At 56.1% G+C, this 21,779-nt stretch carries 20 protein-coding genes; 5 read left to right on the plus strand and 15 right to left on the minus strand.

The window, feature by feature from the left end:
* Positions 1 to 523 precede the first annotated feature (523 nt).
* Together OSH09_RS04485 and OSH09_RS04490 are read right to left on the minus strand one after the other, a co-directional pair.
* A complete protein-coding gene (locus OSH09_RS04485; protein ID WP_189390672.1) occupies positions 524 to 862 on the minus strand; it encodes a P-II family nitrogen regulator in 339 nt (112 codons plus the stop codon).
* 19 nt (positions 863 to 881) lie between these two features.
* On the minus strand, positions 882 to 2,192 hold the full coding sequence (locus OSH09_RS04490; protein ID WP_266120289.1) for a mechanosensitive ion channel family protein: 1,311 nt from the start codon (positions 2,190 to 2,192) through the stop codon (positions 882 to 884).
* Positions 2,193 to 2,337: 145 nt separating this feature from the next.
* Here OSH09_RS04490 and argH point away from each other — a divergent pair, with 145 nt between their 5' ends.
* The gene (argH, locus tag OSH09_RS04495) at positions 2,338 to 3,759 is read left to right on the plus strand and encodes an argininosuccinate lyase (RefSeq protein WP_266120290.1); all 1,422 of its coding nucleotides are present in this window, start codon (positions 2,338 to 2,340) and stop codon (positions 3,757 to 3,759) included.
* Positions 3,760 to 3,921: 162 nt separating this feature from the next.
* On the opposite strand, the gene OSH09_RS04500 is transcribed toward argH, so the two are convergent.
* Together OSH09_RS04500 and OSH09_RS04505 are read right to left on the minus strand one after the other, a co-directional pair.
* Positions 3,922 to 6,372 carry a penicillin G acylase gene (locus OSH09_RS04500; RefSeq protein WP_266120291.1) on the minus strand — a complete coding sequence of 817 codons (2,451 nt, stop codon included), beginning with the start codon at positions 6,370 to 6,372 and terminating at the stop codon, positions 3,922 to 3,924.
* A gap of 154 nt (positions 6,373 to 6,526) precedes the next feature.
* Entirely contained in the window at positions 6,527 to 7,939 is a 1,413-nt protein-coding gene (locus OSH09_RS04505) for an NAD(P)/FAD-dependent oxidoreductase (RefSeq protein ID WP_266120292.1), read from the minus strand.
* Between the two features lie 228 nt (positions 7,940 to 8,167).
* Here OSH09_RS04505 and OSH09_RS04510 point away from each other — a divergent pair, with 228 nt between their 5' ends.
* Positions 8,168 to 8,836 carry a TetR/AcrR family transcriptional regulator gene (locus OSH09_RS04510; RefSeq protein WP_266120293.1) on the plus strand — a complete coding sequence of 223 codons (669 nt, stop codon included), beginning with the start codon at positions 8,168 to 8,170 and terminating at the stop codon, positions 8,834 to 8,836.
* A 195-nt stretch (positions 8,837 to 9,031) separates the two neighbouring features.
* Here OSH09_RS04510 and rlmD read toward each other — a convergent pair whose 3' ends face one another.
* The 4 genes from rlmD to surE all read right to left on the minus strand — a co-directional run bounded on the left by rlmD (position 9,032) and on the right by surE (position 13,048).
* Positions 9,032 to 10,342, minus strand: a complete 1,311-nt coding sequence (gene rlmD / locus OSH09_RS04515; RefSeq protein ID WP_243430277.1) for a 23S rRNA (uracil(1939)-C(5))-methyltransferase RlmD — start codon at positions 10,340 to 10,342, stop codon at positions 9,032 to 9,034.
* Between the two features lie 296 nt (positions 10,343 to 10,638).
* Positions 10,639 to 11,463, minus strand: a complete 825-nt coding sequence (locus OSH09_RS04520) for a peptidoglycan DD-metalloendopeptidase family protein (RefSeq protein WP_266120294.1) — start codon at positions 11,461 to 11,463, stop codon at positions 10,639 to 10,641.
* Between the two features lie 23 nt (positions 11,464 to 11,486).
* Entirely contained in the window at positions 11,487 to 12,311 is an 825-nt protein-coding gene (locus OSH09_RS04525; RefSeq protein ID WP_207874962.1) for a protein-L-isoaspartate(D-aspartate) O-methyltransferase, read from the minus strand.
* Positions 12,308 to 13,048, minus strand: coding sequence for a 5'/3'-nucleotidase SurE (gene surE / locus OSH09_RS04530; RefSeq protein WP_207874963.1), 741 nt, complete (start codon positions 13,046 to 13,048; stop codon positions 12,308 to 12,310). Before surE ends, OSH09_RS04525 begins: the two co-directional genes overlap by 4 nt.
* A gap of 115 nt (positions 13,049 to 13,163) precedes the next feature.
* Between surE and plsY the strand changes: the two genes are divergently transcribed.
* Positions 13,164 to 13,805 (plus strand): glycerol-3-phosphate 1-O-acyltransferase PlsY, encoded by a 642-nt coding sequence (plsY, locus tag OSH09_RS04535; RefSeq protein WP_207874964.1) that lies wholly within the window; start codon positions 13,164 to 13,166, stop codon positions 13,803 to 13,805.
* A 3-nt stretch (positions 13,806 to 13,808) separates the two neighbouring features.
* Here plsY and tsaD read toward each other — a convergent pair whose 3' ends face one another.
* Entirely contained in the window at positions 13,809 to 14,867 is a 1,059-nt protein-coding gene (gene tsaD / locus OSH09_RS04540; RefSeq protein WP_266120295.1) for a tRNA (adenosine(37)-N6)-threonylcarbamoyltransferase complex transferase subunit TsaD, read from the minus strand.
* 187 nt (positions 14,868 to 15,054) lie between these two features.
* On the opposite strand from tsaD, the gene OSH09_RS04545 reads away from it, so the two are divergent.
* Complete coding sequence (locus tag OSH09_RS04545; protein ID WP_207874966.1) at positions 15,055 to 16,347, plus strand: NCS2 family permease; 1,293 nt, start codon at positions 15,055 to 15,057, stop codon at positions 16,345 to 16,347.
* 120 nt (positions 16,348 to 16,467) lie between these two features.
* Complete coding sequence (gene trxA, locus OSH09_RS04550; RefSeq protein WP_207874967.1) at positions 16,468 to 16,848, plus strand: thioredoxin; 381 nt, start codon at positions 16,468 to 16,470, stop codon at positions 16,846 to 16,848.
* A gap of 64 nt (positions 16,849 to 16,912) precedes the next feature.
* On the opposite strand, the gene OSH09_RS04555 is transcribed toward trxA, so the two are convergent.
* The 6 genes from OSH09_RS04555 to tadA all read right to left on the minus strand — a co-directional run bounded on the left by OSH09_RS04555 (position 16,913) and on the right by tadA (position 21,771).
* Positions 16,913 to 17,176, minus strand: a complete 264-nt coding sequence (locus OSH09_RS04555) for a DUF2024 family protein (RefSeq protein ID WP_207874968.1) — start codon at positions 17,174 to 17,176, stop codon at positions 16,913 to 16,915.
* A gap of 24 nt (positions 17,177 to 17,200) precedes the next feature.
* Positions 17,201 to 17,743 carry a peroxiredoxin family protein gene (locus OSH09_RS04560; RefSeq protein ID WP_266120296.1) on the minus strand — a complete coding sequence of 181 codons (543 nt, stop codon included), beginning with the start codon at positions 17,741 to 17,743 and terminating at the stop codon, positions 17,201 to 17,203.
* A 210-nt stretch (positions 17,744 to 17,953) separates the two neighbouring features.
* On the minus strand, positions 17,954 to 18,550 hold the full coding sequence (locus OSH09_RS04565) for an IMPACT family protein (RefSeq protein ID WP_266120297.1): 597 nt from the start codon (positions 18,548 to 18,550) through the stop codon (positions 17,954 to 17,956).
* An 8-nt stretch (positions 18,551 to 18,558) separates the two neighbouring features.
* Positions 18,559 to 20,157, minus strand: coding sequence for an ABC-F family ATPase (locus OSH09_RS04570; protein WP_266120298.1), 1,599 nt, complete (start codon positions 20,155 to 20,157; stop codon positions 18,559 to 18,561).
* A 63-nt stretch (positions 20,158 to 20,220) separates the two neighbouring features.
* Positions 20,221 to 21,183, minus strand: coding sequence for an LD-carboxypeptidase (locus tag OSH09_RS04575; protein WP_266120299.1), 963 nt, complete (start codon positions 21,181 to 21,183; stop codon positions 20,221 to 20,223).
* A gap of 39 nt (positions 21,184 to 21,222) precedes the next feature.
* Entirely contained in the window at positions 21,223 to 21,771 is a 549-nt protein-coding gene (gene tadA, locus OSH09_RS04580) for a tRNA adenosine(34) deaminase TadA (RefSeq protein ID WP_266120300.1), read from the minus strand.
* Between the last annotated feature and the right edge of the window lie 8 nt (positions 21,772 to 21,779).

Here is a 21,779-nt window from a genome sequence, read left to right on the forward strand (position 1 = left end):
AGGGGATCAGCGCGTTTTATCTTTTGCCTAACATCGCGAGGCAGGCGCCATGAAGACGGGAGGCCAAGGAATCTGCCCTGTGATTTCGATGAAAGCGGGATTACCAACAGCAGAAATCAGCCAACGGCACGACACGATCAAATAAATTGATCCGGACGATCCAAACGGCCCAATCACCTCAAGCCAGGGCGACTTTTTTTACTAGATTATGAGCAAATACGTCGGCTTGAGGCCACGCGAAAACTGCGCATCCAAAGCCTGAATGTGGTCGGAACTCACGATCAACTCCCCCTCTGCCGCAGTCTGCTATGCATGTGCTACCCGCGACGCCTTGGGAACAACAACGACATTCGGGTCGAGCAGCAGAAAGGCCAAGGAGACTTGGGGCGCCGTGGCCTAATACTGGGAAGCAATCTGCGCCAGCAGCTCACCAGAGGCGTGGCGCAGAACCCAAGGTTTCATATCGCATCAGTTTGCCCTGTTCTTATAACGGCCATAGCCAAGGCCCCGACGCGGGAGATACTTACAGCGCGTCGCGGCCACTTTCCGAGGTACGAATACGGATAGCCTGCTCAACAGGGGTTACAAAAATCTTGCCATCACCGATCTTGCCGGTATGGGCCGCTTTGATGATGGCTTCGATAATCGCCTCACAGCGATCAGCAGCCACCACGATATCCACACGAATCTTGGGCAGAAAGTCCACCACATATTCGGCACCGCGATACAGCTCGGTATGACCTTTTTGACGGCCAAAGCCTTTGACTTCGGTCACGGTCAAGCCGTTCACATCCAGTTCTGCCAGGGCTTCGCGAACTTCATCCAGTTTGAAGGGTTTGATGATGGCCGTAATTTGTTTCATGGTTACTCGCACGTCAAATTTAAAGAGGGTCTTTGGCACTGCCCGGCAAGGACGGGCGGTGACTTTCGGCTGCCAGGCTCAAGCCCAGGCTCAGGTCGCGACCGGTAGGCGACTGGAACAGACGCAAGCCGATTTCAGGCAGCACAGCCAGAATATGGTCAAAAATATCGCCCTGGATGCGCTCGTGGTCCACCCAGGCGGTTTTGTTGGTAAAGCAATAGACCTCGATAGGAATACCGTCTGCGGTGGGCTCCATCATGCGCACCATCTGAATCATGTCCTGGTGGATTTCAGGGTGACGCTTGATATAGGCCATGCAGTAGGCACGGAAGGTGCCCAGATTGGTCAGGCGGCGGTAATTGACCGCGTCCATGCCCGCACGACTCAATTCCTGATTGGAACGCTCCAGATCTTCTTTTTTCTCGTTCAGATAATCTCGCAGCAAGGCAAAGCGCGACAGGCTATCAACTTCAGCCGGAGTCAGAAAACGAACGCTGGAGGCATCAATGCTCAAGGTGCGTTTGATACGTCGCCCACCGGATTCGAACATCTGCCGCCAGTTGCGGTAACTCTCGGAAAACAGCTTGTACGTGGGGATGGTCGTAACCGTCTTGTCCCAGTTCTGGACTTTGACGGTATGCAGTGCCATATCGATCACAAAACCATCGGCCCCGGCCTGCTTCATCTCGATCCAGTCGCCGATTCGCAACATATCGTTGGTGCTCATCTGCGTGCTGGCCACCAGCGACAGCAAGGTGTCTTTAAAGACCAGCAACAAGACCGCGGATAAAGCACCCAGACCGGAGAGCAGCAGCACCGGCGACTGGTCCAGCACGATTGAGATCATGACAATAATGCCAATCGCCCACACCGCGATCTTGGCCACCTCAACATAGCCCTTGATGGACTTGGTACGCCCCTTGCTGGAATTGGCATAGACCTCTTGCCACGCCCCCAACAGGCTGACTACCGCCATGATGAGGAACACCAGAAAGCCCAGCAGTGCCACCCGCTCGATCACTTCCAACAAATTCTTGGCCAAAGGCAGCAAGGTCAGATTAGAGCTGACCACCAGCAAAGGCACGGCATAGCCCACGTTGCGCACAAAGCGCTTTTTGACCAGGGCACGGGCCCAATCGTCCTTGCCCGCCACTTTCAGCAGCCTGCGCACCAGGCGCGAGAGCACAGAACTGGTCAACCAGCTCACAATCCAGACCAGCACAGTCAGCATGGCCAAACCGGCCAGTATCTGTACCCAGCGATCCTGCGGTAAATACGCTTCGATCCATTGCCAGCCCAACAAATCGGCAAAGGTGCGTTCTTGCTCCATGTATTCTTCCTTGTCCAGCCAGCCCCAAAAAGGGCCCGCATGGTTTCCTAGAGTCTCAAAACTATCTAATATACTGCACAGCGTCTGTTTTCTGCGGGACTGGATGACCTGCGTCAGCCCGTCCGATCCACTATAATTGCCCTCTATGTCAACAAACACCCCCCCCTCTTCCCAAGACCAGTTTGCCAATAAAGCCATGGCCTGGTCGGCTCGCTTTTCCGAGCCCGTCTCTGACCTCGTCAAACGCTACACAGCGTCGGTGGACTTTGACAAGCGTATGGCACGCTTTGATATTCAGGGCTCCCTGGCCCACGCCAGCATGCTGGCCGCCGTCGGTGTGATCACCGAGCAGGACAAAGCGGACATCGAGCGCGGCATGAGCCAGATTCTGGACGAAATTGCCCAAGGCCAGTTCCAGTGGTTGCTGGATCTGGAAGACGTGCACCTGAACATCGAAAAACGTCTGGTCGAACTGATTGGTGATGCAGGCAAGCGCTTGCACACCGGCCGTTCACGCAATGACCAGGTCGCCACCGATATCCGCCTGTGGCTGCGCAATGAAATCGACATTGCTCTGGACCTGCTGGCTCAGATGCAGCGCAAACTGGCTGAATTGGCCCTGGCCCAGGCAGACACTATTTTGCCCGGTTTCACCCACCTGCAAGTGGCACAACCCGTGACGTTTGGCCACCATTTGCTGGCCTACGCCGAAATGTTCCAACGCGATGCCGAGCGTCTGCAAGACTGCCGCAAACGTGTGAACCGCCTGCCGTTGGGCGCTGCCGCCCTGGCCGGTACCAGCTACCCCATCGACCGCGAAATGGTGGCCAAGCTGCTGGACTTTGATGATGTCTGCCGCAACTCGCTGGATGCCGTATCGGACCGCGACTTTGCCATTGAGTTCTGCGCCGCTGCCGCGCTGATCATGACGCACATCTCCCGCTTCTCCGAGGAGCTGGTGCTGTGGATGAGCCCTCGCGTTGGTTTTATTGATCTAGCCGACCGTTTTTGCACCGGCAGTTCCATCATGCCGCAAAAGAAAAACCCCGACGTTCCTGAACTGGCCCGTGGCAAGACCGGTCGCGTCAATGGCAACCTGATCGCCCTGCTGACCCTGATGAAAGGCCAACCACTGGCCTACAACAAGGACAATCAGGAAGACAAGGAAGGCCTGTTCGATTCGGCTGACACCATTCGCGACACCCTGACCATTTTTGTCGATCTAATCTCCGGTATCAAAGTCAAACCTGATGCCATGCGTGCCGCGGCCCTGCAAGGCTTTGCGACCGCTACCGATCTGGCTGATTACCTGGTCAAGAAAGGCCTGCCTTTCCGTGACGCCCACGAAACCGTGGCCTTGGCCGTGCGTGAATGTGAACAATTGGGTTGCGACCTGGCCGATCTGAACCTGGAACAACTACAAAAATTCGATAGCCGTATTGAGTCGGATATTTTTGGCGTGTTGACCTTGGAAGGCTCGGTTGCTTCGCGCAAACACATCGGCGGCACCGCCCCCGAGCGTGTTCGTATCGAAGCACAGCGTATCCTGGATCGCATTCCAGGCTGAGAAGAGCTTCGGCTGGAAGCAGAAAAAGCCGCTCCTTAATCAGGGGCGGCTTTTTTGTGTACGGCTGTATGGCTATATGACTAACTGTCGCCACCCAAGCTCCGCATTGCTACCAGCGACACGACACCTACCTCAAAGACCAGGCATCGTGCCTCCTCATGACTACTGCTGCGGCTGAATCAACAGCATCGTGCTGCTTTGCGCATTGCGGCGAATATCCGAGTGCGTCACATCCATGGTCTTGCACTCGAAGTTCTCATACAGCTTTAACTGATCCTCGTAATGCGGGCTACGCACACCATTACGGTCGGTGAAGCCGCTTTGGCCGGGCGGCATGGCATCGCAGAACTCCACGCCTTCAGTATCAAACACCACACGGTTGTTTTCCGTGCCACGATTCTGATAGCCGGTAAAGGCAAAGGTATTGCCCGAAGTCGTCTGCGGGGTTCCCGTGAAGTTCTTGTCGCTGAAGCGATGCACCGAGGTCGGCATGGTCCAGCGCGCCATCTGAGCACCCTGCTCCTGGCTCAAACGAGCCTGCGCATTTTGCAAAGCCGTGTGCATGATTTCTTGAGAGGAACGCTCACCAAAAACATTCACACGCTTGGGATCAGGATTTTCTTCCAGGGCCAAGGCACGCAACAGAACCTTGGTGCCCATACTCAAATTGATGGAACCGGGATTGGGGCCTTGCTGCGTGGCAAAACCCGTCTGGCTGTACATGGCACGATGCGATTCAGGCACAACTGGCATCAATACCTGCTTGTACATTTCCTCCAGCCAGGTTTTAAACAGGACACGCGCCGCTCCGGCATTGTGCCCATCCTGATCGCGCTCCATGCCATCCCAGGCCAGCAAGGTCGTCAACGCTGCGTTACTGCCATCATTGGCAGGCAAACTTTGCGCCAGCTTTTCCAGATGCGGGCGGAAATAGCGCCAGTTCACATCGCTATACGACGCTATCTTGTTGAACTCCCAGATCTCCTGCACGCTAAACACATCCTTCTGCTGGTATTGGGTAGCCAGCTCGTTCATGCGGTCGCCATAGGTCCAGTAATAGGTATCCGTATTGGTCTTGTCCGGTGCAGGTTTATTGTTCCAGTTGACCAGATAGCCTTGGGGCGGATTATAGGCTTTGGGAATCGCGTCGAAGCTCTTGATGCCTTGCCATTCCATGCTGCCATCACCTTTGGCAGGCACGCGAATATCCTGGTCAGCGGGACGCTGGGGCAAGAAGGCAGGCGAGACATAGCCGATATTGCCGTGCTTGTCGGCGTAGTACCAATTAATGGAAATCGCCATCTTGCTGGCTTGATCCAGAAACTCCGTCCAGTTGCGAGCCTTGGCGACATTCAACCAGGCCAGCAGCGACTGTACTTCGTAGCCGTCCCAGCTACGTTTTTTGCTGTAGGCCGCGCCCTGCTCCTTATCAAACTGCATGACCGGGCCGTGTACCGTACGCCAGATCGTCATTTCCCGATCAGCCTGACCACGCACCTGGATGCGCTCCTTGCGCTGCTCCATCGTGCGCCAGGCATTGTTGAACCAATACTGATCGGCACGCGCCGGATTCAACTTTTCCTGATACATGTCCACCACGTCCTGTGGACCGGCGGTTGCCCCCCAGGCAATGTCGCTATTCGTGCCGAACAGAACAATCGGATAGGCAAACGGTGTATTGCCCACCACATCAAAGCCTGCACCATGCAGGCCGATACCGTAGGTGTACGCCGGGTTATACCAGCCAAACTGCGGACCATTAATCAGCACCGTGGAACCGCCCTGAACACGCTCGGGTCGGGTACTCCAGAGGTTACTGGCCTTGGGGGCAAAATCCGGGCCTCGACCGCCCCAGGATTTGTCCTGACGCTCCAGTTCTGCAGCCAATAATTTCGTGGAAACCTGAGCCAGATTCTGCACACCGGCTTGCGCCTGTGGTTTGTGCTCTGTGTTCAAGGCAGGAACCGTAGTTGGTGCCGTCGGGTCATTCACCCACAACAACTCATCAAACAAGGCTCGCCCGCGTTCAGGCCCATGCTGTTTTTCCAGCGACTGACGCATGGCCAAGGCGGTCACTTCCAGATTCGTGTCCGAGAAGCGATTGGCCATGGAGCCCACCCAAATCATGACCACATCAAAGTCTGTCAGGGGTTCGGGCTGAAAATCAAAATCTACATATTCTTTGGGCAGCAGTTCAGGACGTCGTCGCACTTGCTCCAGATAGGCGTTATAGCCATCGGCATAGCCACGGAAAATGTCGCGCTCGTCCTTGGACAAGGCCGCGATCTGCCGCTGTATGGAAGCCGGGGTGAAGTTCTGCCGCACCTGCATGTCGTACTTGACGTAGACATCCTGCTCGCCAGGGCCCAGAACGGCTGCGGTCGTACCTACAAAGGAGCGGCGCGCCATATCCATCTGGAACAGACGGTCTTGGGCGACCGCATAACCATAGCCGTAATACAAGCCATAGTGGCTGTCGGCAAAGACGTGCGGCACGCCATAGCTGTCGCGCATCACCTCTACCGACTGCACCTGCGCGTGGGCCGGTGCCCACGCCAAACCCAAGATCAAACCAGCGGCCGCAACCCCGGTACGAACAAGCCCTTTCTGCATATCTGTCCCTTGTTTTTATGATACCGAAAATTCTTATGAACCTAAAATATTGAAGCCAATACAAATAGGAAATCACAATGTAAAGCAATCAGGATCGAAAACAAGTAAGGGCTTGCCCTAGTCAGCGCTGCTCAATAGGGGTTTGAAAACGGACTTAGAAAGACACCAGACGACCGGGGTTCATCGCGCTCATCATGCCGATGGCCGCCTTGACCACAGGGATCGCCAGACCCGATAACTGGTGGCCCAAAGGAATGCTGCGGTGGGTGATGTCCGTCAACATGGCGAAATCCTCGTTGCGACCCATCACATCATCACTAATGGCTTTACCGATACGCACGGTTTGCGCCACACCGTGACCACTCCAGCCATGCACCATGTACACAGGAACCGCATCCTCGGTCTTGCGCGAGTCCGTGGCACCGTTCAGGGTGAAGTCACTGATACCGCTCCAGGAAAACTCCAACTGCACCTGCTCCAACTGTGGAAACACGGTCTGGATACGTTCCAGCAAGTAATCGTTGATGCGCTCGGGGGACCAGCTTGTACCCGTACCTTGTCCACCAAACAACAGGCGGTTCTGGCGCACAGCACGGTAATAGTCGATCTGGAACTGCGTGTCATACACCGCGCGATCCGTTGGCAAAAGCTCGCTGACAGGGCATTCCAATGGCTCAGTCACACCGACATAGGTGTAGAACGGCACGGTGGTATTGGACTGGGTCGGCAAAAACTGCGATGTGGTGTCATGCACCGCCAGGACCAAGGCCTGGTGCGCCAAAATCGTCCCGCCGGGGGTGATAGCCAGGGCGCCCTGCTCAGTCTGCTCAATTTCCTCGACGGGGCTGCCTTCAAAGACGCGCCCGCCATGTTGAACCAGGCCGTACACCAGACCACGCAACAAGGCCAAGGGGTGAAGTTGACCACCCAAGGTATCCACGACCGCACCGTGATACAGCGGCGAACGGATTTCCTGCTCCAGCTCGTAACTACCTACGATTTCCACACTGGTATCGCCCAGATAGCGACGGGCATCCGCCCCCTCTACCAGAGCACCCATATGGCCTGCATGAACGGCCGCCGTCAAATGACCACGACGACGATCAAAATCCAGTTCGTAATCCTGGGCAATCTGATCGAGCAGATCCATCGCTTCGTGAGACGCAAAACGCCACAAGCGACGGGCCTCATCCAAAGGGAGATGGGCGATCATGTCAGCGGCCTCCCAACGGGCCAGGCCGGGTGTTAACTGGCCACCATTACGGCCTGATGCCGCAGAGCCAATACTGTCTTTTTCCACCAGCACCACATCCAGACCGGAACGGGCCAGGTGCAAGGCGGTAGACGCGCCCAGCAAACCACCACCCACGACCAGCACATCACATTGCGTGTCGGCTTGCAGAGGATCAAAGCGGTTCCAGGGGGCAAGCGATGCTTCGTAATACGTCGCGGGCGCGACGGCCTCGTTCAGATGACCTTGTCGCCAGTTCCATAATCGGGGATTACTGACCAGCAAGCTCTCTGCGCTGGAAACATCGTTTAAAAGAGTCGGTTTAGAAATAAGCATAAATGTCCTGTGTCTGTCACGGCCTTTTGGCCGCCTGGATCACAGAGCGGAATGCTCCGGTGACGCCCCGTCAACGCGGCGTTCCGTTCTGTCTCGTTATCAACACCGCGTCGTAAAAACGGGGTGGAACGATCTTCTTCTACGCTGTAGAATTAATTTATTCTACTCTGTAGAGTTAAACTTGGCAAATCTGCCCTTTTCAATATCTGGCTCGACAAAGGAACTCTATTGGCCCAAGCACCCTCCACGCGTACACGTAAATTGAACAAGGACGAGCTGGTCATCGCCGCCGTCACCTTGATGGAGGAAGCCGGAGACAGCGGCTTTTCTTTACGCAAACTGGGGGAGCGAGTCGGCTGCGATCCGATGGCCGTGCTCTATCACTTCAAATCCAAAGAAGGCTTGTTGCGTGCAATGGCGGATTATTTGACGGGGCGCATCCAGGCGGTAGACACCGGCTTATCGTGGACAGAACGACTTTATGAGCTGGCCCGGCAGTACCGCGAACTGGCCTTGAGCCACCCGCAGACCTTCAGGCAGATGCAGCGGTTTCTGAATACGGGCAAGGCGGACTACAGGGTGCTTGAACAGGTGTACCGGGCCTTGCGCGATGGGGGTTTGAGCGACGCCGAAATTCCAGCCGCCTGTGTAGGCTGGTACGCCGCCCTCTACGGCTTGATTCAAGGGGAGCTGGGCGGGCTGATCCGTCCCGTGACCGAGGAAGAGCTGAATGAACTGGAACAATGGCCTGCCGAGGACGTACCCATGCTGCGTCAAATTCTGCCGCGCTTCGTTCACCTGAGGTCAGAGCAGGTGTTCAAAATGATGATGGAGCTGATACACGATGGCTTGATTGCCCATGCTGGGAAAGCGGCCGCACCTGCCACAAATCCATAAACCAGAAGCAGCAGAGCGAAGCACAAGCGCTTACTGATCCTTCAACCGGTCTTTGGCAGGCTTTACAAACAAGGTCGTCGGGATTGACGGCAGCAACACTCTGAGCAAAGTCACCTTGGGAAAACAAAAACGCCCCACAAACTGGAACTCTGTCCAATTTGCGGGGCGTTTTATACTCAGCCAGCCTGGGAGTTCTTAACGCGTAAAGACCGCAATCGACTCTACGTGCGCGGTGTGCGGGAACATGTTCACCACGCCAGCCGATTCCAGCGTATAGCCACCTTGGTGAACCAATACACCCGCATCACGAGCCAGAGTGCCTGGGCTACAGGACACATAGACCAGACGCTCGGGGCGTTCGTGCTTTTCCAACTGTGCCAATGCAGTTGCCACAGCGAAAGCACCATCACGTGGGGGATCAATCAACATGCGATCAAAATGCCCCAGATCGCGCAGCCACTGCACATCCACTTCAAACAGATTCAGCGTGGTGAATTTTGCCTTGTCCTGCAAGTCGTGCGCCAAGGCTGCTTCACCAGCACGTTCGGTCAGGGTAGTGCTACCCTCAATCCCGACCACCTCTGCTGCACGACGTGCCAAAGGCAAACTGAAGTTACCCAGGCCGCAAAACAAGTCGGCCACACGGTGCTCAGGCTTCACATCCAGCAAGGTCAATGCGCGCGAGATCAAGCTGCGATTGATATCGTGGTTGACCTGCGTGAAGTCCGTTGGGCGATACGGCATGCGCAAATCAAACTCGGGCAAGGCGTAGGCCAGTTTGTCCGCATCTTCACGCAACAAAGGGTGCGCCGTTTCAGGGCCCTTGGGCTGCAACCACCAGCTAATATCGTGCTCTTGGCCGAAGTCTTGCAGGCGTTGAATATCCTCACCCGTCAAGGGCTCCATATGGCGCAAGGTCAAGGTGGTGATCTTGTCACCCATGGCCAGCTCAATCTGCGGCAAACGATCCGGGCGGGACAGGCCTGCCAGACAGGAGCGCAATGGCTCCAGCAAAGCAGATACCTTGGCAGGCAAGACACGACATTCCGTCATGTCCACCACGTAGCGGCCATTCTTTTCACGGAAACCGACCAGCACCCCACCCTTTTTAGGCACGTAGCGCATGGAGAAACGAGCGCGATAACGGTAGCCCCAGTAAGGGCCATGCAAAGGGGCCAACACCCGGCCTGGCTTGACCTTGCCGATATGGCCTAAAGAATCTTCCAGCACACGTTGCTTGACGGCAACCTGCGCAGAAGGCTCCAGATGCTGCATGGCACAGCCACCACAGACACCAAAGTTGGGACAGGGAGGCTCGGCACGCTGCGACGAGGCTTTCAACAAAGCCGTCATGCGGGCTTTATCGTAAGAATCCTTGGAGCGCACGGTCTCGGCCAGCACTTCCTCGCCGGGCAAGGCGCCTTCCACAAACACCACTTTGCCGTCTTTATGAGCGACGCCGCGCCCTTCCAGATCCAGCGATTCAATTAACAATACGTCAGACATTCGATAAAAACCTAAATAAGCGTCCTGCCAAGCAGAATGGCGCAGTTGCATTGCTGCAACCGATGGCGAATCGCTGATTTTACAATGAGCATTCAGCACAACGGGTAAAAACAAGCAGAACGCGGCAATAGCAGTTCGGCAACAGGATGAAATCCCTGCTACCCGGGCTGAACAAGAGGCGTGGCCTTCCAGGCTGGGAGCCCATCGCCTTCAAACGGGTCCTTTCACACCAAGCGGCCAGATACGACACAAAAAAAAGCGGCCAGAAGCCGCTTTTTTCAGTCCAGATACCGTGCTTAACGCGTAGGCAGATACGAGATCGGGTTCACCGGCGTACCGGAGCGACGAATCTCGAAGTGCAGTCGTGGCGAGGTAGTGTCAGACTGACCCAGATCCGCAATACGCTGACCCTTGGTCACTTGCTGGCCGGTTTTGACGTGCAAGGTGCTGTTGTGAGCATAGGCCGTAATAAAGCCATTGCTGTGACCGACCAGAACCATGGAGCCTAAACCACGGACACCGTTACCGGCATACATGATCTTGCCATCGGCAGCAGCAACGACGGGATCGCCCACCTTGCCTTCAATATCAATACCCTTGGTCGAGGCATTGAAACCCTGGATGATCTTGCCACTGGCAGGCCAACCCCAGGCAATCAGGGCCGCATCGCTGGCGCGAGGTGCAGACACGGGCGTTTCAGTCTTGACCGGAGTGGCCGGGCTGACTGGCGAGGTCTGTGTGCCACCGTTACCGACTGGGCGAGTTGTCACTGCCGCCATCGAGGTGTTGCCATCCAGACGCAAGGTTTGACCCACGCGCAGCATGGAAGGATCCGTAATCTGGTTCAACTGGATCAGCGAGTTCACGTCCATGCCGTGCGCCTGCGCGATCTTGTAGAGCGTATCGCCAGGGCGTACCACGTAGGTGCCCGAGGCACTGCTGACGCTGCCCGCCGCCGAAGAAGAACTCAGGTCAGTGACTGGGGCACGCTCGGTACGGCTTGCACAACCAGCCAGCAGGGTACTGGTGACCACAGCCGCCACCAGGCACTGACGGGGCGTCAAGAACCACTGTGTACCGGTGGAAGCAGCGGTTAACGGTAACCTGACTGCATGCTGCATATAAATCTCCTGAGAATATCTGACTAAATCTGGGTTCCGGCTCGCATCGGCACGAAGCGAACCGCATCAAGTTCTTCACGACGCCAAGTAGCCTGTCCGGTGCGTTCCACCAAAACCAGGCGCTGTTGAGTCGTACCTTCGGGGGCAATCAGTCGCCCCCCCAATGTTAATTGTTCCAATAAGCTTCTAGGAATGACTGGACCGGCTGCCGCCACAACAATAGCATCATACGGGGCTGCCGCAGGGTAACCTTGCATTCCGTCACCAAACATTATGCGGGCACGTTGCGACAGGCCTAATTGACGCATGTGATCGCGGGCCATATCGCATAATCCCTTGATACGTTCTACGGCATACACTTCTTTGACTAATTGTGCCAAAACAGCGGCCTGATAACCACATCCCGCACCGACTTCCAGCACCTTGTTCGGTATTTTCTGGTCACACACCAGACTGATCATATGGGCCACAACCCAAGGCTGGGAGATGGTCTGCGCAAAGCCAATGGGCAAGGCATCATCTTCATAGGCCCGACTGGCCAAACCCTGATCAACAAACTGATGGCGCGGCACTGCCTGCATGGCAGCCAGCACTCTTTCGTCGCTAATCCCCTGTCGGCGCAAGCGCTCGATCATCATGCCACGCGAGCGTTCCGAGTTCAAACCCAGGTTGACACTTGTTGACACTTGCGGTGACAAACCGGCCGACGGTGTCGGTTGTAACTGCCCCCGTTGCACAATACGTGTATTGCTGTTGCTGGCCGACAGACCACTGCCCAGGCTGGACTTGCCAAACCGGTTCCGTGTGCCGTCCGCAAAGGGGTAGCGCTTGCCTGGTTTACTTGTCATTGCACCCAGTCCCGCAAACCCGCCAGTTGCTCGTGATGGGTCAAGTCCGCGCGCAAGGGCGTAATCGACACAGCGCCCTGCTCGACAGCACCGAAATCTGTGCCGTGATCGCTATCCGACACCCCGCCCACACGGCCAATCCAATACACCGGCTCGCCATACGGCGTCTGGCTTTTCACGACAGGCTCCGAAGGATGACGCTTGCCCAGGCGGGTTACTTGCGTGCCCTTCAAGGCCTCGTAAGGCAGGCAGGGAATATTGACGTTCAGCAAAGTATTCGCAGCCAAGGGCTGCTTCTGGCAACGCTCGACCAAATCGCGGGCGACGCGAGCCGCACTATCCAGGTTTTTCCAGCCACGCTCGATCAGGGAAAAGGCAATCGCGGGAATACCAAACAAATGACCTTCCATCGCCGCCGCCACAGTACCTGAATACAAGGTGTCATCACCCATATTGGCGCCATTATTAATGCCGGACACAATCAGGTCCGGGCGAAAGTCCAGCAAGCCGGTCAAGGCCACGTGGACGCAATCGGACGGTGTACCATTAACAAAATAAAAACCATTGCTGGCCTGGCGTAGCGACAAAGGACGATTCAAGGTCAGGGAATTGCTGGCACCACTGCAATTGGTCTCGGGTGCAATGACAGTCAGCTCGCCCAGTCCTTGCAAGGCTTCATACAAAGCCTCGATACCGGCTGCTGTATAGCCATCATCGTTGGAGACCAGAATACGCATGCTTTTCTTTTCCGTTAAAAATCTAACAGGGGTAGCAAATTGTACCCGCTGCCTTTGGTATTTTGCTGCAAGGCCGGTAGAATCCGCGCAACAATAATTGTGGAGCTCAATCCTCATGAACGCCGTTTCTTTCGCTGTGGCCGCCCCGCTTGTCGCCCTCTTGTCCTATTTGCTGGGATCACTGCCGTTTGCCGTAATCGTCAGCAAGATCATGGGCTTGCAAGACCCTCGCACCTTTGGTTCGAAAAATCCGGGAGCCACTAATGTACTACGTAGCGGCAATAAAAAAGCAGCCATTCTGACCTTGTTGGGCGATGCCTTCAAAGGCTGGCTGGCTGTCTTTCTAACCCAACAAGCGATCAGCCTTTGGGGATGGCCCGTCAGCTTGCTGGGTATCAGCGCTTTCTTTGCCTTTCTGGGCCATCTCTACCCTGTCTTTCTAGGCTTCAAGGGTGGCAAGGGCGTGGCGACGGCCATAGGCGTCATCCTGGCCCTGCTGCCCTGGCTGGCTTTAGCAACGGTAGCCACCTGGCTGATTATTGCCTATGTCAGCCGCTATTCGTCCCTGGCGGCTATCATCAGTGCCATTTTCGTCCCCTTGTTTTACCTGCTGGGTGCCAAGGTCGCCTGGCCCATGAATGCGTCAATTGCCACGGCCTTTGTTCTGATCAGCGCCTTCTTGCTATGGCGTCACCAGGAAAACATCCGTCGCCTGATGACCGGCACAGAAAGCAAGATTGGCTCCAAAAAGAAGTAGGCCCTAGGACTCTTGCTGGGATACAGGCTGATTCACACAGGCCAAATCCCAGCGGGGCCGGATGGCAAAGCCATGGCTGCTGTCATCCAGGCTTGCTAATCCATGCTTGACCCGCATCGCCGCCGCAAATGCAATCATGGCACCGTTATCGGTACAGAATTCCAGCGGCGGAAAAAACACCTCGCCCTTCAACCGTGCCACGGCTTTTTGCAAATAAACACGCAAGTGGCGGTTGGCCCCCACACCACCGGCCACCACCAGACGCTTCAAGCCCGTTTGCTTCAAGGCCTTGATAGCTTTAGCGGCCAGCACATCCACAATAGCGGCTTCGGTGGCAGCGGCCAGATCAGCACGCTGCTGTTCAGAAATCCCGCCCTCTTCCGCTTCCAGCTTGCGCAAGCGTGTCAGCACGGCGGTTTTCAAGCCACTAAAGCTGAAGTCCAGATCCTTGCTATGCAACATGGGGCGCGGCAGATCGTAGACGGTGGCGTCGCCCTGCTCGGCCAGGCGCGACAAGGCCGGGCCACCGGGATAGCCCAGCCCCATCAGTTTGGCGCTTTTATCGAAGGCCTCACCGGCGGCATCGTCCAGCGTCTCACCCAACAGTTCGTACTGGCCCACTCCATCCACCCGCATCAACTGCGTATGGCCACCCGAGACCAGCAGGGCCACAAATGGAAACTCCGGGCGCGGCTCGGCCAATAAAGGCGAGAGCAAATGACCTTCCAGGTGATGAATGGCAATGGTCGGTTTCTTCAGCGACCAGGCAATCGACTGCGCCACACTGGCTCCCACCAGCAAGGCCCCGGCCAAACCCGGGCCTGCGGTGTAGGCGATAGCATCGACCTGATCCAACTGCATATTGCAAGAAGCCAACACCTGCCGCGTCAACGGCAGCACCCGGCGGATATGGTCGCGGGAGGCCAGTTCAGGCACCACTCCACCGTATTCACGGTGCATGGCAATCTGGCTGTGCAAGGCATGGGCCAAGAGCCCGTGTTCCGTACTGACCAGCGCAACGCCGGTTTCATCGCAGGAACTTTCAAATCCAAGAATATTCATGGCGCTATTTTAGCCTGCTGTATTGGGGAAAATAGGAATTTATCCCCTTGCGTGAATAAGCTGATAGTGTCTGGGTTGTGCCGATACATCGCGACAAAGGGGGGCGACGCAATGGCACAGTCGTGGTTAAAATCCCGCATCGATAATTTCACGCTCCGATCGCCTAATAATCACAAGGAGGCTGCCCATGTTTGAACGTCTCTTCAAACTCTCTGAGCATGGCACCAACGTTCGTACCGAGGTTCTGGCGGGTATCACTACCTTCCTGACCATGTCCTACATTATTTTTGTGAATCCAGATATCCTGTCGTCCACAGGGATGGATCGCAATGCCATTTTTGTAGCCACCTGCTTGGCCGCTGCTCTGGGCACCTTCATCATGGCCTTTGTGGCCAACTGGCCTATCGGCATGGCGCCGGGCATGGGCCTGAACGCCTTCTTTGCCTTCACCGTTGTCGCCACCCTGGGCTATACCTGGCAGCAGGCCCTGGGCGCGGTCTTTATTTCCGGCGTGATCTTCCTGATTCTGACGGTGACCGGCATCCGGTCCTGGCTGATTCGGGGCATCCCCAAATCCCTGCAAAGTGCGATTGCGGCCGGTATCGGCATGTTCCTGGGCCTGATCGCCCTGATGAACTCGGGCATTGTGGTCGCCCACCCTGCCACCAAGATTGGTCTGGGTGATCTGACGCAACCCGCTGCGCTGTACGCGATTCTGGGCTTCTTTATTATTGCCGCCCTGGATGCGCTGAAAGTACGTGGTGCCATTCTGATCGGTATTCTGGCGGTGACTATTCTGTCCATGCTGACCGGGCATAGTGCCTTTGGCGGCGTGGTCTCCACCCCTCCTTCGCTGATGCCCACCTTCATGCAACTGGACATCATGGGTGCCCTGCACACCGGTTTTGTCCACGTGATTCTGGTTCTGGTTCTGGTCGAAGTGTTTGACGCCACCGGCACCATGATCGGGGTAGCCAAACGTGCCCGCCTGATCGAAGAGGGCAAACCCAACCGTCTGGGCCGAGCCCTTCTGGCTGACAGTACCGCCATTGTGGCCGGTTCCATGCTGGGTACCAGCAGCACCACCGCCTATGTGGAAAGCGCCTCCGGCGTGCAAGCGGGTGGGCGCACCGGTCTGACCGCACTGACGATTGGCGTGCTGTTCTTGCTGGCGCTGTTCTTCTCGCCGCTGGCCGCCACAGTTCCCGGTTACGCCACGGCTCCTGCCTTGCTGTACGTGGCTTGCCTGATGATGCGTGAAATCACCGAAGTGAAATGGGACGACATGACCGAGGCTGTACCTGCTGCCCTGGCTGCCTTCACCATGCCCTTCACCTACTCGATTGCGAACGGTCTGGCCTTCGGCTTTATCAGCTACGTGATCCTGAAACTGGCAACCGGCCGCTGGCGCAGTATCCACCTGGCCACACTGATTGTCGCCATCTTGTTTGTGATCAAGTACGCAATCGCTACGGAATGAAAAACCCTACAGCAAACTGGTTTGGCGCTTTAGGGCTGTCTGGAAAGCGAGTACACTAATTACATGTTTAACAAAGCGGCTGAGCATCATCAGCCGCTTTTTTATTGCGGAGGCTCCCCCATGAGCATCGTCGAACTGAACGAAGAAACATTCCAGGCTGCGGTAGAAGACGGCAAGCCCCTGATCATCGATTTCTGGGCTCCCTGGTGCGGTCCATGCCGCCAATTTGCTCCCGTCTTTGACGCAGCCGCCGCCAAACACCCAGGCGTCACCTTTGGCAAGGTCAACACGGAAGAAGAGCAAGAACTGAGCGCTGGCCTGCGCATTCGCTCCATTCCTACGCTGATGGTTTTCCGTGAGAACGTCTTGCTGTTCTCGCAAGCCGGTGCCTTGTCGGCCGCCCAACTGGACGATCTGATCGAACAAGTCCAGGCCGTGGACATGGAAAAGGTTCACGCTGAAATTGCAGCCCAGCAAAATCAGCAGCCTGACCAGGCTTGATTAGTCCGGTTTCAGAAAAAACGCCAGACAGACTGTCTGGCGTTTTTTTATGCCTGAAGCTGATTTACTCGCAGTTTTCCAGCTCGATAATGGCAAAACCACTGCGCTTGATTTCGTTCTCTACCGGCGCGGAAGCCATTTCGGTATGGCAAAAGCGGCATTCGCGGGACGTGAAACTTTCCACATTCACCCCTTTGGCCGCCAGATAGCGTTGACCATAGCTCAAGACCTTGTCCATATCCTTGGCCTCATCGCTGACCAAAATATCAAAGTGCATGCGACGCCCATCGGGACGCACGACATAGGTATCAAACACAGCAATCTTCATGACACACCCTTTTCAGCAAAAAACTTAATAGGTACACCGTGGTCCACCAGCCTGGGTTCCATCCATCCCGACAGCGGCTTGCACGGTTTCCTGACTCTTGTCCTGAGCGCTTGATTGACGGGCAATGAGCTGGCCCACAAACGCGCCTAGACGCAAATCATCCAGATGACCTAGCTCCTTCAAGGCCAACTTGCCGTCCCGATCAAAAATGATGGTGGAAGGCGTGCCGCCCAAGCCCCACTCCTTCATGGTGCGCGGCAAGGGGCCGCTCTCGGAGGCCTGATCAATGGCAATGGGGAAATTCAGCCGATACTCGTGGGCGAACACCTGCAAGGCGGCGGGGCCCATGACATCGTGATGTTCGAACACGCTGTGCAGACCGATGATGCGCAAATCATCCCGCGAAAACAGCGTGTCCAATTGCTTGGCTTGCGGCAGGCTATTGATAACGCAGCCGGGACAGAGCATCTGAAACGCGGTGACCACCACCACGCGGCCACGCAAGGACGCCAAACTTAATGGCGCGGCAGTATTAAGCCACTGACTGGCATAGATCTCGTAAGACATGGCAGACACCCACAAGATGGACTAAACCCGATCATAAGCCCAAGTTTGATGTGGGCTTGGAAGGAATCAAAGATGGGTAGTATGGCTATGTACTGGACGGCGCAGAGGGACAATCGTCTGGGAAAGATACCTTTTCGTCCAGGTACGCTTATCTGAATGAGGACATACGAACAGGTCCATTGCAGACCTGCTTCTTGAACAGTGGACGATTCAGGCTTGTTCCAGGGGTTCGCACTCGCCCTGGCCACGCGTCATATTGATAAAAGCCTGCTGAAACTCGGCTTTATGCTCGACTGGCAAATTCAAAATCCAGGCCACGCCTTCACCGTCGAACTGTTCGTCCTGAACCTGAACGCCAAAACCATCGAAACGGGATTGAACCAGCGCCAGATCCGCAAAGGAGCAACGGCATCGCAACGCGGCCATGGGAATCAGCCCCAGCTTGTCAGCCAGACGCAGGCATTGAGCGGCCACGCCCCCATAGGCACGTACCAGACCACCCGTTCCCAATTTGACGCCGCCAAACCAGCGAATCACCAGCACTGCGACCCGGTCACAATCCTGCCCTTCTATGGCTTGCAAAATAGGACGCCCGGCCGTCCCGCCGGGCTCACCATCATCATTAAAGCGATATTCAGACCCGATTTTGTAGGCCCAACAGTTATGCGTGGCATCGGGTACACCCTGGGCTTGAAAAAAAGCCAAGGCTTGGCTGGCACTGTCTACCGGAGCAGCCAGTGCCAGAAAACGGCTTTTTTTGATGTCCTGCTCGAAGCGGGTGGGCTCACGCAGGGTAAAGACAGCCACCCTTAGCCTCAGTCCTGCTCGCGGCTGGCCAGGTAGTCTTCGTAGCCACCGCGGTAATCGATCAGGCGGCCTTCCGGCATCACTTCGATAATGCGGGTAGCCACACCAGACACGAATTCCCGGTCATGCGACACAAAGATCAAGGTGCCTTCAAACTTTTCCATGGCCATCTGCAAGGATTCAATCGATTCCATATCCAGGTGGTTGGTCGGTTCGTCCAGCAACATGACGTTGTGACGGCCCAGCATCAGACGCGAGAAGGTCATGCGGTTTTTCTCGCCACCAGACAGCACTTTCACGGGTTTGATGATGTCGTCAGCAGAGAACAGCATGCGGCCCAAGACCGAGCGCAAGGACTGATCGTCGTCGCCAGCCTGACGAAAACGGCTGACCCAGTCGAACACATTGTCTTCCGTGTCGAATTCGTTCGACACGTCCTGAGCCATGTAGCCGATATCAGCGTTTTCGGACCAGACGACCGAACCGCTATCCGGAGCCAGATTACCGGCCAGCAAACGCAGCAAGGTGGTTTTACCCACGCCGTTCGCACCCACAATCGCGATTTTTTCGCCCGCTTCAATCATGGTCGAGAAATTCTTGATGATGGGATGATCGTAGGACTTGCTCAAGCCCTCGATGGTGACAGCCAAACGGTGCAGGACTTTTTTCTGCTCAAAGCGGATAAACGGGTTCTGACGCGAAGAGGGTTTTACCTCGATGGTGTCTGCTTTCAAGCGACCAATCTGTTTCAGACGCGAGGTTGCCTGACGGGACTTGGACTTGTTGGCAGCAAAACGACGCACAAAGTCCTGCAGTTCGCCAATACGCTCTTTAGCCTTGGAGTTGGCCGCCATGACGCGTTCGCGCGACTGCACCGAAGCCAGCATGTAGTCGTCGTAGTTGCCAGGATAGACACGCAGCTCGCCATAATCCAGGTCAGCCATGTGCGTACACACCTGGTTCAGGAAGTGACGATCGTGACTGATGATGATCATGGTGCTCTGGTAGCTATTGAGCACATCTTCCAGCCAACGAATGGTGTTGATGTCCAGGTTGTTGGTGGGCTCGTCCAGCAGCAGAACGTCGGGATTGGAGAACAGGGCCTGCGCCAGCAGCACACGCAGCTTCCAGCCCGGAGCCACTTCGCTCATGGGCAGTTGGTGCTGTTCGACCGGAATTTCCAGACCCATCAGCAATTCACCGGCGCGACTTTCGGCGGTATAGCCGTCGTACTCGGCAAAACGGGCCTCCAGCTCGGCGGCCTTCATATAGTCTTCTTCGGTGGCTTCCGGGTTGTCGTAGATGGCATCACGCTCTTGCATGGTGCTCCACATTTCGGTGTGGCCCATCAATACCACGTCCAGCACACGCAGTTCTTCGTAGGCAAACTGGTCCTGACGCAGCTTGCCCAGACGCACGCCTGGATCCAGCGATACATTACCCCCGCTTGGCTCCAGGTCGCCGCCAATGATTTTCATGAAGGTAGACTTGCCCGACCCGTTGGCACCAATCAGGCCATAACGGTTGCCTCCGCCCAGTTTGACACTGACGTTTTCAAATAAAGGCTTGGCACCAAACTGGATCGTTAAATTAGCGGTGGAGATCACGTAAACGTACTTTGAAAAAGGTTGAGTTCAACCCAGTAGTGTATCAAGCAGGCGGGAAATCCGTTAGTGCTCGTGCTCATCCAGGACCAGATAAGCCATGCCATCCTCGGTGGCCAGGCCTACTTCCTTACCCACCGGCAGGCTGACTTTCACGTCCACATGCCCATAAGGCAGGCCCGTCACCACAGGAACCTTAACGGTTTCACGCAACCAGCGTATGACTGAATCCATATCAAAACCGTTGTCGCTGGCACCTGTTTTATAGGCGGTGAAACGCCCCAAAACGACTGCCATTTGGCGATTGAGCACACCTGCATGCCAAAGTTGTGTCAACATGCGCTCGACCCGGTACGGAGCTTCGCCCACGTCTTCCAGGAACAAGATACCGCCGTCAATATTGGGGAAGTACGGTGTGCCCAGCAAGGAGCAGACCAGGGCCAGATTGCCACCCCACAGAACCCCGTGACCATCTACCGCGTCCGAGTCCTCAGACTCGAAACTGAACAGCTCCAGCTCGCCGCGCATCAATTCGCCAAACAGCTCAGTCGTCAGCTCATCCGTTTCATCGCCGCCGAAATCGGCAATTGCAGTAGGGCCGGTGTAGCTGATCGCCCCCGTCTGAGCCAGCAAGGCCAGATTGAAGGCCGTGAAATCCGACATGCCGACAAAACGTTTGCCGCTATCGGCTACTGCACGCCAGTCGATCTGGCCCAGAATGCGGCTCAAACCATAGCCACCCCGCGTTGCCATCACGATGGGCTGGGGCTGCTGCACAGCGCGCTGCACAGCGGCCAGACGCTGGGCGTCCGTTCCGGCAAAGCGCTCGTGCACCGCCAGAGCGTCCAGGTCTATGTCCACCGCAAAGCCCAACTGGTTCAAGCGCTGGCTTGCCAGCTCCAGGCGTTTGGGCTCAAGGATCTGGCCGGAGGGCGAAAACAAGTAAATGCCCGAACTGTCCTGCTGCCCACAATGGCATTCGCCATGCTCGTGGTGATGATGGTGATGGTCGTGCTCGGGGCTGCTCATGATTAACCTTGAAAAGAAAGTGCTGCTATTTTAACGAGACTACGAGGCCTCATCCAGCGGGGATTGGACAGATTGAGCTTGCTTTTGCAACTTCTTCTGTTCACGCCGCTCGCGAAAGAAATCGCGCAAGGCCTGGGCGGCATCCTCGGCCATCAATCCACCCGACACGCGGGTGTGATGATTCAGCGTGGTATGCAAATGCAGAGACTCCACGCTGCCACAAACCCCGGTTTTAGGGTCGGCGGCGGCCCAAACCACACGCGCCAAGCGGGCATGAAGCAAGGCACCCAGACACATCATGCAAGGCTCCAGGGTCACGAACAAACTGGCGCCGGGCAAGCGGTAATTACCGACTTTGCGCGTGGCCGCCCGCAAGGCCACGATCTCGGCATGCTGGGTGGGATCGTGATCACAGACCGTGCGGTTCGAGCCCACGGACAGCAGCCTGCCATCCGCATCCAATAGTACGGCCCCTACCGGCACTTCCCCTATGCTTGCCGCCAGTTGAGCCTGCTCCATGGCTAAAACCATAGCCTGAGCATCACTCAAAACGTCACTCTCTGTTTGCGGTGGTAAGCTAGTTGGCATCGTCAAAT

This window comes from Alcaligenes parafaecalis (assembly GCF_026344135.1).
Taxonomy (GTDB): Bacteria; Pseudomonadota; Gammaproteobacteria; order Burkholderiales; family Burkholderiaceae_B; genus Alcaligenes; species Alcaligenes parafaecalis.

Excerpts from the sequence above, each read along its gene's own strand:
- tsaD (WP_266120295.1), bottom strand. The coding sequence starts at position 14,867 with ATGAATATTCTTGGATTTGAAAGTTCCTGCGATGAAACCGGCGTTGCG.
- trxA (WP_207874967.1), top strand. The coding sequence starts at position 16,468 with ATGAGCATCGTCGAACTGAACGAAGAAACATTCCAGGCTGCGGTAGAA.
- OSH09_RS04505 (WP_266120292.1), bottom strand. The coding sequence starts at position 7,939 with ATGCTTATTTCTAAACCGACTCTTTTAAACGATGTTTCCAGCGCAGAG.
- surE (WP_207874963.1), bottom strand. The coding sequence starts at position 13,048 with ATGCGTATTCTGGTCTCCAACGATGATGGCTATACAGCAGCCGGTATC.
- OSH09_RS04560 (WP_266120296.1), bottom strand. The coding sequence starts at position 17,743 with ATGTCTTACGAGATCTATGCCAGTCAGTGGCTTAATACTGCCGCGCCA.
- OSH09_RS04555 (WP_207874968.1), bottom strand. The coding sequence starts at position 17,176 with ATGAAGATTGCTGTGTTTGATACCTATGTCGTGCGTCCCGATGGGCGT.
- OSH09_RS04485 (WP_189390672.1), bottom strand. The coding sequence starts at position 862 with ATGAAACAAATTACGGCCATCATCAAACCCTTCAAACTGGATGAAGTT.
- OSH09_RS04500 (WP_266120291.1), bottom strand. The coding sequence starts at position 6,372 with ATGCAGAAAGGGCTTGTTCGTACCGGGGTTGCGGCCGCTGGTTTGATC.
- rlmD (WP_243430277.1), bottom strand. The coding sequence starts at position 10,342 with ATGTCTGACGTATTGTTAATTGAATCGCTGGATCTGGAAGGGCGCGGC.
- OSH09_RS04525 (WP_207874962.1), bottom strand. The coding sequence starts at position 12,311 with ATGACAAGTAAACCAGGCAAGCGCTACCCCTTTGCGGACGGCACACGG.
- OSH09_RS04575 (WP_266120299.1), bottom strand. The coding sequence starts at position 21,183 with ATGAGCAGCCCCGAGCACGACCATCACCATCATCACCACGAGCATGGC.
- tadA (WP_266120300.1), bottom strand. The coding sequence starts at position 21,771 with ATGCCAACTAGCTTACCACCGCAAACAGAGAGTGACGTTTTGAGTGAT.
- argH (WP_266120290.1), top strand. The coding sequence starts at position 2,338 with ATGTCAACAAACACCCCCCCCTCTTCCCAAGACCAGTTTGCCAATAAA.
- plsY (WP_207874964.1), top strand. The coding sequence starts at position 13,164 with ATGAACGCCGTTTCTTTCGCTGTGGCCGCCCCGCTTGTCGCCCTCTTG.
- OSH09_RS04520 (WP_266120294.1), bottom strand. The coding sequence starts at position 11,463 with ATGCAGCATGCAGTCAGGTTACCGTTAACCGCTGCTTCCACCGGTACA.
- OSH09_RS04490 (WP_266120289.1), bottom strand. The coding sequence starts at position 2,192 with ATGGAGCAAGAACGCACCTTTGCCGATTTGTTGGGCTGGCAATGGATC.
- OSH09_RS04545 (WP_207874966.1), top strand. The coding sequence starts at position 15,055 with ATGTTTGAACGTCTCTTCAAACTCTCTGAGCATGGCACCAACGTTCGT.